We start from the raw sequence: 14147 nt of genomic DNA, 5'->3' as shown, positions 1-14147 counted from the left end.
CCGTCAGGCTACGCTTTCCCCTTTTCAGCAACAGGATGAGCCCATGATCATTTCTGCCTCTACCGACTACCGCGCCGCCGCTCAACGCAAGCTGCCTCCCTTCCTGTTCCACTACGCCGATGGCGGTGCCTATGCCGAACACACCCTGCGCCGCAACGTGGCCGACCTGTCGGATATCGCCCTCCGCCAGCGTGTGCTGAAAAACATGTCCGACCTGAGCCTGGAGACCGAGCTGTTCGGCGAGAAGCTGTCGATGCCGGTGGCCCTGGCGCCAGTCGGTCTGACCGGCATGTACGCCCGCCGCGGTGAAGTTCAGGCTGCCAAGGCCGCCGATGCCAAGGGAATCCCCTTCACCTTGTCGACCGTTTCGGTGTGCCCTATCGAAGAAGTGGCGCCGGCCATCAACCGGCCGATGTGGTTCCAGCTCTATGTGCTGAAAGACCGCGGCTTCATGAAGAATGCCCTGGAGCGCGCCAAGGCCGCCGGCTGCTCGACCCTGGTGTTCACCGTGGACATGCCCGTACCCGGCGCGCGCTATCGCGACGCCCATTCCGGCATGAGCGGCCCGAACGCGCCGTTCCGACGCATGCTGCAGGCCATGACTCACCCGCAGTGGGCCTGGGATGTCGGCCTGCTGGGCAAACCGCACGACCTGGGCAACATCTCCGCCTACCGCGGCAATCCGACCGGCCTGGCCGACTACATCGGCTGGCTCGGCGCCAACTTCGACCCGTCGATTTCCTGGAAGGACCTGGAATGGATCCGCGACTTCTGGGATGGCCCGATGGTGATCAAGGGCATCCTCGACCCCGAAGACGCGCGCGACGCCGTGACCTTCGGCGCGGACGGCATCATCGTCTCCAACCATGGTGGTCGTCAGCTCGATGGCGTGCTGTCCAGCGCCCGCGCCCTGCCGGCCATCGCCGACGCGGTCAAGGGTGATCTGAAGATCCTCGCCGACTCCGGCATCCGTACCGGTCTGGACGTGGTACGCATGCTCGCCCTCGGCGCCGACACCGTGCTGCTTGGCCGCGCCTTCCTCTATGCCCTGGCCGCTGCCGGCGGTGCCGGCGTGAGCAACCTGCTCGACCTGATCGAGAAGGAAATGCGGGTGGCCATGGTCCTGACCGGTGCCAAGTCCATCGCCGAGATCACCTCGGACCTGCTGGTAAAGGAGCGTTGATCCAATGACCGCCGCCGTCCCCACCTCTGTCACCCGTGACACTCTGCTGGGGCAAATGCGCCAGATCGTCGGTGCCAGCCACGTGCTGACCGATGAGCAATCGACACGGCGCTTTCGCAAGGGCCATCGCACCGGTGAAGGCAACGTGCTGGCGGTGGTGCGCCCGGGCTCGCTGCTGGAACAGTGGCGCGTCCTGCAGGCGGCGGTCGCGGCCGACCGCATCGTCATCATGCAGGCAGCCAACACCGGCCTGACCGGTGGCTCGACCCCCGATGGCGACGACTACGACCGCGAGATCGTACTGATCAGCACCCTGCGCATCACCGGCGTACAGCTGATCAACGACGGCCAGCAGGTGGTATGCCTGCCCGGCGCCACCCTCGACCGCCTGGAACAGGCATTGGCGCCACTGAATCGCGAACCGCATTCGGTGATCGGCTCGTCCTGCATCGGCGCCTCGGTACTCGGCGGCATCTGCAACAACTCCGGTGGCGCTCTGGTGCGCCGCGGCCCGGCCTACACCGAGCTGGCGCTGTACGCGCAAGTGAAGGATGACGGCTCGCTGGAGCTGGTCAATCACCTGGGAATCGATCTGGGCAACACCCCGGAAGAAATTCTCACCCGCCTGCAGAACGGTGATTACACGCCGCAACAGGTGCGCAACGAAGAAACGGCCAAGGCCTCCGACGCCCGCTACGGCGAGCACGTCCGCGATGTCGACGCCGACACTCCGGCCCGCTTCAACGCCGACCCTTCGCGCCTGTTCGAAGCCTCCGGTTCGGCCGGCAAGCTGTGCCTGTTCGCCGTACGTCTGGACACCTTCCCCAAGGAGCCCAGCACGGTGTTCTACATCGGCAGCAACGATCCGCACGACCTGACCGAAGTGCGCCGTCATCTGCTGGCCAAGCTGCCGCGCCTGCCGATCGCCGGCGAGTACATCCATCGCACCGCCTTCGATATCGGTGAAAAATACGGCAAGGACACCTTCCTGGTGATCGACAGGTTCGGCACGGCCAGGGTGCCGGCCGCCTTCGCCATGAAGAGCCGGGTCGACGGATTCTTCGAGCGCTTCGGCCTGCGTGGCATCACCGACAAGGTGATCCAGGCGCTGATGAACCTGCTACCCAGCCACCTGCCGGCGCGCATGCGCGAGTACCGTGACCGCTTCGAGCATCACCTGCTGGTGCGGGTGTCCAACGATACCCTGGAGCAGACCCGCGCCTTCCTCAGCGATTACTTTGGCAACAGCGCCAGCGGCAGCTACTTCGAGTGCGACGCAGAGGAAGGGCGCAAGGCGTTCCTCCATCGCTTCGCCGTTGCCGGCGCAGCGATCCGCTACCGCGAGGCGCACCGCAGCAGCGTCGAGGATATCCTCGCGCTGGACATCGCCCTGCGCCGCAATGATCGCGACTGGGTCGAGACGCTGCCGCAGGAGATGGAAGAGCAGATAATCCACAAGCTCTACTACGGGCATTTCTTCTGCCATGTGTTCCATCAGGACTACATCGTCAAGAAGGGCAATGACCCGATCGCGATGGAGCACCAGATGTGGAAGCTGCTGGACGAGCGCCGCGCCGAGTACCCGGCCGAACACAACGTGGGCCATCTGTACGTGGCCAAACCTGCACTGGCCGGTTTCTACCGCGAGCTGGATCCGACCAACACCTTCAACCCGGGCATCGGCCATACCTCGAAGAAGAAGCATTGGGGTGGCTGTTGCGGGCAGGAGCATTGATTACTGGGGTAATCACGGGCGAACAGCCTCCACTGTGGGAGGCGCTTTAGCGGCGACGGTCGCGGCTGAAGTCCCTCCCACAAGCCCGTAGCCCGGCGCCTGACACCGATTTCCCGGATTTCATCCGGGCTACAAAAGCAAAGGCCCGCCAATTTGGCGGGCCTTGGTGTTTACGCAGCATCCGATCAGGCGAAGACGATCTCCTCACCCTCCACCTTCGCCTGCACTGTCGCCCCCGGCGCGAAGTCGCCAGCCAGGATGCGCTGCGCCAGCGGGTTCTCGATCCAGCGCTGGATTGCACGCTTTAGCGGGCGGGCGCCATACACCGGGTCGTAACCGACGGCGATCAGCTTGTCGAGAGCCTCCGGGGTAAGCCCCAGGCTCAGCTCGCGCTCGGCCAGGCGACCACGCAGGCGCTGCAGCTGAATCTCGGCAATGCCGGCGATCTGCTCGCGGCCCAGAGGCTCGAACACCACCACCTCGTCGATACGGTTGACGAATTCCGGACGGAAGTGGCTGCCCACCGCATCCATCACCGCGGCGCGCTGCGCTTCCTTGTCACCCACAAGCTCCTGAATCTGCGCAGAGCCGAGGTTGGAAGTCATCACGATGACCGTGTTCTTGAAGTCCACGGTGCGGCCATGGCTGTCGGTCAGGCGGCCGTCTTCCAGCACCTGCAACAGCACGTTGAACACGTCGGGGTGAGCCTTCTCCACCTCGTCCATCAGCACCACCGAGTAGGGTTTGCGGCGCACGGCCTCGGTCAGGTAGCCGCCTTCCTCGTAACCCACGTAGCCAGGCGGCGCACCGATCAGACGGGCGACGCTGTGCTTCTCCATGAACTCGGACATGTCGATGCGCACCAGCGCCTCCTCGGTGTCGAAGAGGAACTCGGCCAGCGCCTTGCACAGCTCGGTCTTGCCGACGCCGGTCGGGCCGAGGAAGAGGAACGAGCCACTCGGCCGGTTTGGGTCGGCCAGCCCGGCACGGGAACGGCGCACGGCGTTGGCCACGGCGACCACCGCCTCGTCCTGACCGATCACCCGCTGGTGCAGCAGGCCTTCCATCTTCAGCAGTTTCTCGCGTTCGCCTTCGAGCATCTTGCTCACCGGGATGCCGGTCCACTTGGACACGACTTCGGCGATCTCCTCGTCGGTGACCTTGTTACGCAGCAACTGGTTCTCGCTCTTGCCGTGCTGATCGACCATCTGCAGGCTGCGCTCCAGATCCGGAATCACCCCGTACTGCAGCTCGGCCATGCGATTGAGATCGCCCTTGCGGCGCGCGGCTTCCAGTTCGGTCTTGGCCTGCTCGATCTTCTGCTGGATCTGCGCCGAGCCTTGTACCTCGGCCTTCTCCGACTTCCAGATTTCCTCCAGGTCGGCGTATTCCTTCTCCAACTTGGCGATGTCGTCCTCGAGTTTCTCCAGGCGCTTTCTGGTCGCTTCGTCGTCTTCCTTCTTCAGCGCCTCGCGCTCGATCTTCAGCTGGATCAGGCGGCGATCGAGACGATCCAGCTCCTCCGGCTTGGAGTCGATCTCCATGCGGATGCGGCTGGCGGCCTCGTCGATCAAGTCGATGGCCTTGTCCGGCAGCTGGCGGTCGGTGATGTAGCGATGGCTGAGCTTGGCCGCGGCGATGATCGCGCCGTCGGTGATGCTCACGCCGTGGTGCACCTCGTAGCGCTCCTTGAGGCCACGCAGAATGGCGATGGTGTCTTCCTCGCTCGGCTCGTCCACCAGCACCTTCTGGAAGCGTCGCTCCAGAGCGGCGTCCTTCTCGATGAACTGACGGTACTCGTCCAGCGTGGTCGCGCCGACGCAGTGCAGCTCGCCACGGGCCAGAGCCGGCTTGAGCATGTTGCCGGCATCCATGGCGCCCTCGGCCTTGCCGGCCCCGACCATGGTGTGCAGCTCGTCGATGAAGAGGATGATGCGCCCTTCCTGCTTGCCCAGCTCGTTGAGCACGGCCTTCAGGCGCTCCTCGAACTCGCCGCGGAACTTGGCGCCGGCGATCAGCGAGCCCATGTCCAGCGACAGCAGGCGCTTGTCCTTGAGGCCATCGGGCACTTCGCCATTGACGATGCGCTGGGCCAGGCCCTCGGCGATGGCGGTCTTGCCCACGCCGGGTTCGCCGATCAGCACCGGGTTATTCTTGGTGCGGCGCTGCAGCACCTGGATGGTGCGGCGAATCTCGTCGTCACGACCGATCACCGGGTCGAGCTTGCCTTCCTCGGCACGCTTGGTCAGGTCAACGGTGTACTTGTCCAGCGCCTGACGCGACTCCTCGACGTTGGGGTCGTTGACCGCCTGGCCGCCGCGCAGGTTGGCGATGGCGTTTTCCAGGGCCTTCTTCGACACACCCTGGCCGAGCAGCAGCTTGCCCAGCTTGGTGCTCTCGTCCATGGCTGCGAGCAGCACCAGCTCGCTGGAAATGAACTGGTCGCCCTTCTGCTGCGCCAGGCGGTCGGCCTGGTTGAGTAGGCGCGCCAGATCCTGCGACAGGTTGATGTCGCCGGTAGGGTTCTGCAGCTTGCCGAGTTGATCCAGCTCACGGGTCAGGCCCTGGCGCAGGCTGTTGATGTCGAAGCCGACCTGCATCAGCAACGGCTTGATCGAGCCGCCCTGTTGTTCGAGCAGCGCCTGCATCAGGTGCAGAGGCTCGATGGCCGAGTGATCCATACCCACTGCCAGCGACTGGGCGTCGGAGAGTGCAAGTTGCAGCTTGCTGGTCAAACGATCGATACGCATAAATGTCCTTCCTCCAGAAGAGCGGGCCGGGAAAAAAGAACCCCGAATAACGACACCCGCCGAGATGAAGACTAGATAAGGACGATTACGCCGTATTCAAGACGAGGCCATTTGATCCAGGTCAAACCTGCTTACAGCCAGGTGACCTGCTGCTCCAGCGGAAAACGCAGGCGCGGGTTGTACACGCCCTTCTCGCCCTGCCGCCCGACGGCCAGCAGCATGATGGGGATGGCCTGGCGCGGAATGTCCAGCACGCGGCGCAGGCGCACCTCATCGAAGCCTTCCATCGGACAGGTGGCATAGCCATGACTCTGAAACGCCAGCATCAGATTCTGCGCCGCCAGCGCGGTGGACTTCACTGCCCACAGGCGCATGTCGGCCTTGCTGTTGGGCTTGCGCATCAGCGGCTTGCGCAGCCCCAGCAGGCGCACCAGCTGCCGCTTGAACAACCCCAGCAGGCCCAATGGCCCCTGGTTGTACTGAAAGGGTGCGGTCTTGCTGTAGAAGCTGCGGATCCTTGCCGGCACCTCGGCCTCAGGCCAGTGTTCGATGACGTTGCGACAGGCCTGACGCCAGGTGTCCGGACGCGCCAGCACGGCAATGATCAGGGGCGCGCGGGCGGCGTTCTGGCTCATGCATACAGGGTGCAACTGCGCCAGCAGAGCGGCATCGCGAATCACCTGGAAACTCCAGGGCTGCAGGTTGCAGGAGCTCGGCGCCAGCACGGCCAGCTCCAGACAATCGCGAATCACCGCGTCCGGCACCGGCTCGGTGGTGAAACGACGCACCGCGCGGCGGCTCTCGATCAGGGCACGCAACTCGGCCGGCGAGGCCATGGCAGGTGTTTGCTCGTTGGGAAAGCTGGTCATGACGTACTCCTGGGCAATCGCCCGATTAAGCAACCGGGCGGCCCTGCGAACAAGAGTACGGAAGGAAATGACCGTGGATTTGGCCGTTTAGCCTCCCCCTGCGCCCCGGATCGAGCGCGCAGGAGCCAAGGCCTAGAGACCGAGCGCCTTTTCGATGGCCTGGATCAGGGCCGGATCGTCCGGCGTGGTGCGCGGCGAGAAGCGCGCCAGCACACGGCCGTCCTGACCGACCAGAAACTTCTCGAAGTTCCAGGTGATGTCGCCGGGAAACTCCGCACCCTCGCCTGCCAGCAGGCGATACAGCGGATGACGACCGGGGCCGTTGACCTCCAGCTTGCTTCCCAACGGGAAGGTCACACCATAGTTGAGGCTGCAGAACGAGCGGATCTCGTCCTCACTGCCCGGCTCCTGGCCGGCGAACTGATTACAGGGCACACCGAGTACGGTAAAGCCATTGCCCTTGTATTGCTGATAGAGCTTTTCCAACCCGGCGTACTGAGGCGTAAGGCCGCATTTCGAGGCGACGTTGACCACCAGCACCACCTGGCCCTTGTAGGGCGCCAATGGCAGTTCCTGGCCATCCAGCGCACGCAGATTGAGATCGTGAAAGGCACTCATGACGAACTTCCTCAGCGAATCCAGTGCAGCAGGGCCAAGCCGCCCCGCCGGTTGCGACGCATGAAAAAGGCGCCCTGAGGCGCCTTGATCGCATGATTGAGCTTAGCAGCGGTTCGCCCGAAAAGAACGACCGCAAGTCGCCTGGATCAATCAGTGGTGATGACCACCTTCACCGTGGATATGGCCGTGCGCCACTTCCTCTTCGCTGGCATCGCGCACGTTGACCACCTTGACCTTGAAGTTCAGGCGCTGGCCGGCCAGCGGGTGGTTGCCGTCGACGGTCACGTCGTCGCCGTCGATATCGCGGATGGTGACGATCTGCATGCTGCCGTCCGGGCCGGAAGCGTGGAACTGCATGCCCACTTCCAGGGTGTCGACGCCTTCGAACATGGCGCGGCTCAGGGTCGCGACCAGCTCGGCACTGTATTCGCCGTAGGCTTCTTCCGGCTCGACGGAGACTTCCACGTCGTCACCGGCCTTCTTGCCGACCAGGGCCTTTTCCAGGCCGACGATGATGTTGCCGGCACCATGCAGATAAACCAGCGGCGCGCCGCCAGCAGAGCTGTCGATCACCTCACCGGCATCGTTGGTCAGGGTATAGTCGATGGAGACGGCCTTGTTGGCGGCGATCAGCATGGGGAGACCTTTTGCAAAAGAGTAATGAACGGTCAAGTTTAACCAAGGCCGGGCTGGATTGCGACCCGAGCCCGGACAAACGGGCTGTGCGTATCCTTGATTTTCGTCAGGACGAGCACGGCGACTGGGTGGCAGTCTTGTCCTGTGGCCATACTCAGCATGTGCGCCACCGACCGCCCTGGCAGAATCGCCCCTGGGTACTCGATCCCCAGCAGCGCCAGGCCAGACAGGGCAGTTTCTTCCCCTGCGGCTGGTGCGCCATGGATCGGTCGAACGATGACTTCAAGGAAGCTTAAATGTCTGCACGCAACATTCTGGTGATCAACTGCGGCAGTTCGTCGATCAAGTTCGCCCTGGTCAACGAAGCGCAGGAGACCTTCATTCTCAGCGGCCTGGCCGAACGCCTGGGCAGCCCCGAAGCGGTATTGCACTGGCAACTGGGCGAAAACAGGGACAGCCTGGTGCTGTCCGGGGCCGATCATCGCCTGGCCCTGTCGCACCTGCTGCCCATCGTGCAGCAGGCTTCTGCCGGTGAACTACACGGCATCGGCCATCGCGTGGTGCATGGTGGCGAACATTTCGCCGGTGCCACGCGCCTGGATGCTGCCACTCTGCAGACGATTCGTCATATTGCCCCTCTGGCGCCCCTGCACAATCCGGCCCACCTGCAGGGCATCGAAGCCGCGATGAAGCTGTTTCCCAACCTGGTGCAGGTGGCGGTGTTCGATACCGCCTTCCACCAGAGCCTGCCCGAGCACGCCTATCGCTACGCCGTACCGCACGCGCTGTATGCCGAGCACGGCGTGCGCCGCTACGGTTTCCACGGCACCAGCCACCGCTACGTCAGCCACAAGGCTGCGCAAATGAGCGGCCTGGCATTCGATGCCAGCAGCTGGCTGGTGGCCCACCTGGGCAATGGTTGCTCCACCTGCGCCGTGGAGAATGGCCACAGCCGCGACACCAGCATGGGCCTGACGCCTCTGGAAGGTCTGGTAATGGGCACGCGCAGCGGCGACGTTGATCCCAACCTGCACAGCCACCTGTCGCGCACCCTGGGCTGGAGCCTGGAGCAGATCGACAGCATGCTCAACAAGGACAGCGGCCTGCTCGGCCTGTCCGGGTTGTCCAACGACATGCGCACGCTGGAGCTGGCCCGCGAGCAGGGCCACGCTGGCGCCACCCTGGCCATCGAAGTGTTCTGCTACCGCCTGGCCAAATCGCTGGCGGCGATGAGCTGCGCACTGCGTCGTCTCGACGGACTGATCTTCACCGGTGGTATCGGCGAGAACTCGGCGCTGATCCGCAGCAAGACGCTCGAGCACCTGAGCCTGTTCAAGCTGAAACTCGATCCTCAGGCCAACGCCCGTTGCGTGCGTGGCGTCGCGGGCGCCATCCACGCCGACGGCCACACCCGCGTGCTGGTGGTGCCGACCAACGAAGAGCGGCAGATAGCCCTCGATACCCTTGCCCTGCTCGACCGAGGTTAATTCATGCATACCTTCTTCATCGCCCCCACCGGTTTCGGTGTCGGTCTCACCTCCATCAGCCTGGGGCTGGTCGGCGCCCTGGAGCGCAGCGGTCTCAAGGTCGGATTCTTCAAGCCTATCGCCCAGCCGCATGCCGGTGACCTCGGCCCGGAACGTTCCAGCGAACTGGTCGCACGCACCCACGGTTTGAACTCGCCCAAGCCCTTGCCGCTCAGCCATGTCGAACGCATGCTCGGAGACGGCCAGCTGGATGAATTGCTGGAGGAGATCATCAGCCTCTATCAGCAGGCTGCCGCCGACAAGGACGTGGTCATCGTTGAAGGCATGGTACCGACGCGTCACGCCAGCTACGCCGCACGGGTCAACTTCCACCTGGCCAAGAGCCTGGACTCCGATGTGATCCTGGTCAGCGCCCCGGAAGACGAGAGCCTCACCGAACTGTCCGACCGCATCGAGATCCAGGCGCAGCTGTTCGGCGGCCCGAAGGATCCGAAAGTGCTCGGCGTGATTCTCAACAAGGTGCGTAGCGAGGACGGCATCGAGGCCTTCGCCGAGCGCCTGGAAGAGTTTTCGCCGCTGCTCAAGACGGAAAACTTCCGTCTGCTGGGTTGCATCCCCTGGCAGGAAGAACTGAACGCGCCACGCACCAAGGACATCGCCGAACTGCTCGGTGCCCGCATTCTCAACGCCGGCGACTACGAGCAGCGGCGCATGATGAAGATCGTGCTCTGTGCCCGTGCCGTGGCCAACAGCGTGCAGCTGCTCAAGCCCGGTACCCTAGTGGTGACACCGGGTGATCGCGACGACATCATCCTGTCCGCCTGCCTTGCGGCGATGAATGGCGTACCCCTGGCCGGTCTGCTGCTGTGCAGCGACTTCGCGCCTGATCCGCGCATCATGGAACTGTGCCAGGGCGCGCTGGCCAACGGCCTGCCGGTGATGACGGTGAGCACCGGTTCCTATGACACCGCCACCAACCTCAACCGCCTGAACAAGGAAATCCCGCTGGACGACCGCGAGCGCGCGGGCAAGGTCTCCGATTTCGTCGCCAGCCACATCGACCACGACTGGCTGGCCAACCGCTGCGGTACCCCGCGCGAACTGCGCCTGTCGCCACCGGCATTCCGTTATCAGCTGGTGCAGCGGGCCAAGGCCGCTGCCAAACGCATCGTCCTGCCCGAAGGCAGCGAGCCGCGTACCGTGCAGGCCGCCGCCATCTGCCAGGCCCGCGGTATCGCCCGCTGCGTACTGCTGGCCAAGCCCGAAGAGGTGCACGCCGTGGCCCGGGCTCAGGGCATCGAGTTGCCGGAAGGCCTGGAGATTCTCGACCCGGATCTGATTCGCGGCCGTTACATCGAGCCGATGGTCGAGCTGCGCAAGGGCAAGGGGCTCAATGCCCCGATGGCCGAAGCTCAACTCGAAGATACGGTCGTGCTCGGCACCATGATGCTGGCCCTGGATGAAGTGGACGGCCTGGTGTCCGGCGCCGTCCACACCACCGCCAATACCATTCGCCCGGCGCTGCAGCTGATCAAGACCGCCCCCGGCTACAACCTGGTGTCCTCGGTGTTCTTCATGCTGCTGCCGGACCAGGTACTGGTCTATGGCGACTGCGCAGTGAACCCGGACCCGAATGCCGAGCAGCTGGCCGAGATCGCCCTGCAGAGCGCCAGCTCGGCACAGGCCTTCGGCATTCCACCGCGTGTGGCCATGCTCAGCTACTCCACCGGTGACTCGGGCAGCGGCGAAGAGGTGGAAAAGGTGCGCACGGCTACCCGCCTGGCTCGCGAGAAACGCCCGGACCTGCTGCTCGACGGCCCATTGCAATACGATGCCGCCGCCATCGACAGCGTAGGCCGGCAGAAGGCGCCGAACAGTCCGGTGGCCGGCCGCGCCACGGTGTTCGTGTTCCCCGACCTGAATACCGGCAACACCACCTACAAGGCGGTCCAGCGCAGCGCCGACTGCATCAGCGTCGGGCCCATGCTGCAGGGCCTGCGCAAGCCGGTGAACGATCTTTCACGCGGTGCCCTGGTCGAGGACATCGTCTACACCATCGCGCTCACCGCGATCCAGGCGGCCAACCTGCCGAGCTGAACAGCCGCACCGAGCAAGATGCCAAGCGCCGGCCGCAATAGCCGGCGCGAGCAGCTCCCCAGCTGTGGCCTGGCGAAACCAGGGGGTCATCGCTGGCACTTGCAGGTCAGTGCACAAGCGTTAACCTTGGCGCCAAATCAGCTCGCGACATGGAACGCCGCAGCTCTTTCGACCTATACGGGGCGCAGAGAAAGCCCCATTTTCAGGCTGCCCGCCGGGCGTGCAGCCTGCCTACGGAGGCGTTTGCCCGATGCTGCACTTTCTTCCCGCGCCGCTGCGCGGCCTGATCGCGAGTCTGCTGCTCGCCCTGAACACCCTGTTCTGGTGCTGGCCGCTGTTCTTCGTTGCGCTGCTCAAGTTGCTGCTGCCCTTCGCGCCCATTCAGCGCGCGCTGCGCTTCGTCATGCACGGCATCGCTGAAAGCTGGATCGGCTTCAACAAGTTCTGGATGCGCCTGGTCGGCCATATCCGGTGGAAGGTTCAGGGCCTGGAACGCTTCGACACGCGCCATTCCTACCTGGTGACCAGCAATCACCAGAGCTGGGTGGACATTCTGGTCCTGCAGTACCTGCTCAATCGCCGCATGCCGCTGCTGAAGTTCTTCCTCAAGCAGGAGCTGATCTGGGTACCGGTGATCGGCCTGTGCTGGTGGGCGCTGGAATTCCCGTTCATGAAGCGCTTCAGCAAGGAATACCTGGCCAAGTATCCGGAAAAGCGCGGTCAGGATCTGGCCACCACGCGCAAGGCCTGTGAACGCTACAAGACCAATCCGGTGGCGGTGTTCAACTTCCTCGAAGGCACGCGCCTGACCCCGGCCAAACATGCGCAGCAGAATTCACCGTTCAAGCACCTGCTCAAGCCCAAGGCCGGCGGCATCGCCTTCGTGCTCGATGCGATGGGTGAGCAGTTGCACGCCATCGTCAACGTCACCATCCACTATCCGCATGGTGTGCCGGGCTTCTGGGATCTGCTCTGCGGTCGCCTGGAGGCCGTGCAGGTGAACTTCAAGCAGGTGGATATTCCAGGCGAATTCATCGGCCGCAATTACGATCAGGACGACGACTACCGCCTGGCCTTCCAGCAGTGGGTCAACCGTCTGTGGGAAGAGAAGGACGCGGAGCTCGCCAGCCTGCAACAGCAGGCCTGAAGCACCGACAGGGGCAGCCTGCTCCACTCCGGTTGGGCCGACACCCGCGTCGCGCTGCCCGCCGAAATGAAAAAGCCTCCCGCTGGGAGGCTTTTTTGCACGCAGTCAGATCTTACAGCGGACGCAGGTTGATCTCGACGCGACGGTTCTGCGCGCGGCCAGCTTCGGTGGCGTTGCTGGCAATCGGCTGGCTCGGGCCTGCCCCGTATGCGGAAATGCGCTGGCCGGGGACACCATTGGCGGTCAGGTAGTTGGCCACGCTCTGCGCGCGACGCTGGGACAGGCTCTGGTTCAGCTCCTGCGAACCCGTGCTGTCGGTGTGACCGACGATATTCACGCCGTTCTTGTTGAACTCCTTGAAGACCAGCACCAGCGAGTTGAGGGTCGGGTAGAAGCCGGCGGCGATATCGGCCGAGTTGCTGGCAAAGGTGATGTTGCCCGGCATGATCAGTTTCAGATCATCGCCATTGCGCTGCACCTGCACGCCAGTGCCCTGCAGGGTCTGACGCAGCTTGGCTTCCTGGGTATCGACGTAATAGCCGTAGCCACCACCGGCGGCACCACCGACGGCGGCACCGATCAGTGCGCCTTTGGTACGATCCTTCTTGCTCGACGTGGCGGCCCCGATCACGGCTCCGGTCGCTGCGCCGATGCCGCCATAGATGCCGGCTTTGCCAGCCTGGCTTTCGCCGGTGTAGGGATTGGTGGTACAGCCAGCGAGCATGGCCATGAACGCAGTTGCTGCGATCAGATTACGCCTGGTCTTCATAACGTTTCCTTAGGATTTCTTCTGGTATCGGGCAGACATGCCACAGCCTTCGAACCGCCAGGGCGCGGCGAAGTTCCGCCCAAGCTTAACAGCCTGGGCGGGTGAGAAATGCGATCTAGAGCAGATCCGCCGGCAGGGCGCCGGTCATTGCACACCAGGCAGCGGGCGCAGCGTTACTTCCACACGACGATTCTGTGCACGGCCATCGGCGGTGGCGTTGCTCGCTACCGGTTGATCCGGCCCCATGCCACGGGTGCTCACCCGGCTGGGGTCGACACCCTGCGCCAGCAGGTAATCGGCCACGCTCTGTGCACGTCGCTGCGACAGGCCCATGTTGTAGCTGTGCGACCCGGTGCTGTCGGTATGCCCGACTACCTCGATGCTGTTCTGGTTGTACTGACGGAAGGAGTTGACCAGGTTGTTGAGCGGCTGATAGAAGCTGCTGGCGATCTGCGCCGAGTCGGTAGCGAAGGTGATGTTGCCGGGCATGATCAGCTGGATCACATCACCCTGGCGCTGCACCTCAACGCCGGTGCCCTGCATGCTGCGACGCAGCTCTTCCTCCTGCTTGTCGGCGTAATAGCCGTAACCCGCAGCGGCGGCACCGGCCACGGCAGCACCGATCAATGCGCCCTTGCCGCGATTGTCGTGGTTGATCAGGGCACCGGCGGCCGCACCGGCCAAGGCACCGATCCCGCCATAGGTGGCGGTGCGGTTGGAACTCGGCGCGCTCTGGTCATAGGGATTCTGCGAGGCGCAGCCACTGAGCAGCAGCGCGGACGAGCACAGGGCAATCAGGGTAAGGCGGAACATGAAGGTATCTCCATGAACGGTGGGTGATGGCCATTTGAGTCAT

The 14147-nt window shown here is 64.0% G+C and carries 12 protein-coding genes; 6 read left to right on the top strand and 6 right to left on the bottom strand.

Going from position 1 to position 14147, the window contains the following annotated elements; translation table 11 throughout:
- The first annotated feature begins 43 nt into the window (after positions 1 to 43).
- Positions 44 to 1183 carry an FMN-dependent L-lactate dehydrogenase LldD gene (gene lldD / locus OEG79_RS04305; RefSeq protein WP_264147593.1) on the top strand — a complete coding sequence of 380 codons (1140 nt, stop codon included), beginning with the start codon at positions 44 to 46 and terminating at the stop codon, positions 1181 to 1183.
- Positions 1184 to 1187: 4 nt separating this feature from the next.
- Positions 1188 to 2918 carry a D-lactate dehydrogenase gene (gene dld, locus OEG79_RS04300; RefSeq protein ID WP_264147592.1) on the top strand — a complete coding sequence of 577 codons (1731 nt, stop codon included), beginning with the start codon at positions 1188 to 1190 and terminating at the stop codon, positions 2916 to 2918.
- Between the two features lie 185 nt (positions 2919 to 3103).
- Here the strand turns inward: dld and clpB are convergent, their stop codons facing one another.
- The 4 genes from clpB to OEG79_RS04280 form a co-directional block, all read right to left on the bottom strand.
- Entirely contained in the window at positions 3104 to 5668 is a 2565-nt protein-coding gene (gene clpB / locus OEG79_RS04295) for an ATP-dependent chaperone ClpB (protein ID WP_264147591.1), read from the bottom strand.
- A 131-nt stretch (positions 5669 to 5799) separates the two neighbouring features.
- On the bottom strand, positions 5800 to 6537 hold the full coding sequence (locus OEG79_RS04290) for a nitroreductase family protein (RefSeq protein WP_264147590.1): 738 nt from the start codon (positions 6535 to 6537) through the stop codon (positions 5800 to 5802).
- A 132-nt stretch (positions 6538 to 6669) separates the two neighbouring features.
- Positions 6670 to 7155, bottom strand: coding sequence for a glutathione peroxidase (locus OEG79_RS04285; protein ID WP_004424465.1), 486 nt, complete (start codon positions 7153 to 7155; stop codon positions 6670 to 6672).
- Between the two features lie 150 nt (positions 7156 to 7305).
- Complete coding sequence (locus tag OEG79_RS04280; protein WP_264147589.1) at positions 7306 to 7791, bottom strand: FKBP-type peptidyl-prolyl cis-trans isomerase; 486 nt, start codon at positions 7789 to 7791, stop codon at positions 7306 to 7308.
- A gap of 11 nt (positions 7792 to 7802) precedes the next feature.
- On the opposite strand from OEG79_RS04280, the gene OEG79_RS04275 reads away from it, so the two are divergent.
- From OEG79_RS04275 to OEG79_RS04260, 4 genes are all read left to right on the top strand, one after another.
- Positions 7803 to 8087, top strand: coding sequence for a DUF3565 domain-containing protein (locus OEG79_RS04275; protein ID WP_264147588.1), 285 nt, complete (start codon positions 7803 to 7805; stop codon positions 8085 to 8087).
- On the top strand, positions 8088 to 9278 hold the full coding sequence (locus OEG79_RS04270; RefSeq protein ID WP_264147587.1) for an acetate kinase: 1191 nt from the start codon (positions 8088 to 8090) through the stop codon (positions 9276 to 9278). It begins immediately after the preceding gene.
- A gap of 3 nt (positions 9279 to 9281) precedes the next feature.
- Positions 9282 to 11375, top strand: a complete 2094-nt coding sequence (pta, locus tag OEG79_RS04265) for a phosphate acetyltransferase (RefSeq protein WP_264147586.1) — start codon at positions 9282 to 9284, stop codon at positions 11373 to 11375.
- A gap of 250 nt (positions 11376 to 11625) precedes the next feature.
- Positions 11626 to 12522 carry an acyltransferase gene (locus OEG79_RS04260; RefSeq protein WP_264147585.1) on the top strand — a complete coding sequence of 299 codons (897 nt, stop codon included), beginning with the start codon at positions 11626 to 11628 and terminating at the stop codon, positions 12520 to 12522.
- Between the two features lie 112 nt (positions 12523 to 12634).
- On the opposite strand, the gene OEG79_RS04255 is transcribed toward OEG79_RS04260, so the two are convergent.
- Both OEG79_RS04255 and OEG79_RS04250 read right to left on the bottom strand, forming a co-directional pair.
- Positions 12635 to 13291 (bottom strand): OmpA family protein, encoded by a 657-nt coding sequence (locus OEG79_RS04255; protein ID WP_264147584.1) that lies wholly within the window; start codon positions 13289 to 13291, stop codon positions 12635 to 12637.
- 144 nt (positions 13292 to 13435) lie between these two features.
- Complete coding sequence (locus tag OEG79_RS04250) at positions 13436 to 14104, bottom strand: OmpA family protein (protein ID WP_264147583.1); 669 nt, start codon at positions 14102 to 14104, stop codon at positions 13436 to 13438.
- Positions 14105 to 14147: the final 43 nt, after the last annotated feature.

The sequence above is a fragment of the Pseudomonas sp. Z8(2022) genome (genome assembly GCF_025837155.1).
In the GTDB taxonomy this organism is placed as follows: domain Bacteria; phylum Pseudomonadota; class Gammaproteobacteria; order Pseudomonadales; family Pseudomonadaceae; genus Aquipseudomonas.
The sequence above is the reverse complement of the archived record's forward strand: the minus strand, read 5'-3'. Positions and strand labels throughout refer to the sequence as shown.

Bases quoted from the DNA above. Each gene is read 5' to 3' on its own strand.
- OEG79_RS04255 (WP_264147584.1), bottom strand. From the start codon at position 13,291: ATGAAGACCAGGCGTAATCTGATCGCAGCAACTGCGTTCATGGCCATG.
- OEG79_RS04260 (WP_264147585.1), top strand. From the start codon at position 11,626: ATGCTGCACTTTCTTCCCGCGCCGCTGCGCGGCCTGATCGCGAGTCTG.
- dld (WP_264147592.1), top strand. From the start codon at position 1,188: ATGACCGCCGCCGTCCCCACCTCTGTCACCCGTGACACTCTGCTGGGG.
- clpB (WP_264147591.1), bottom strand. From the start codon at position 5,668: ATGCGTATCGATCGTTTGACCAGCAAGCTGCAACTTGCACTCTCCGAC.
- lldD (WP_264147593.1), top strand. From the start codon at position 44: ATGATCATTTCTGCCTCTACCGACTACCGCGCCGCCGCTCAACGCAAG.
- OEG79_RS04250 (WP_264147583.1), bottom strand. From the start codon at position 14,104: ATGTTCCGCCTTACCCTGATTGCCCTGTGCTCGTCCGCGCTGCTGCTC.
- OEG79_RS04270 (WP_264147587.1), top strand. From the start codon at position 8,088: ATGTCTGCACGCAACATTCTGGTGATCAACTGCGGCAGTTCGTCGATC.
- OEG79_RS04290 (WP_264147590.1), bottom strand. From the start codon at position 6,537: ATGACCAGCTTTCCCAACGAGCAAACACCTGCCATGGCCTCGCCGGCC.
- OEG79_RS04285 (WP_004424465.1), bottom strand. From the start codon at position 7,155: ATGAGTGCCTTTCACGATCTCAATCTGCGTGCGCTGGATGGCCAGGAA.
- pta (WP_264147586.1), top strand. From the start codon at position 9,282: ATGCATACCTTCTTCATCGCCCCCACCGGTTTCGGTGTCGGTCTCACC.
- OEG79_RS04280 (WP_264147589.1), bottom strand. From the start codon at position 7,791: ATGCTGATCGCCGCCAACAAGGCCGTCTCCATCGACTATACCCTGACC.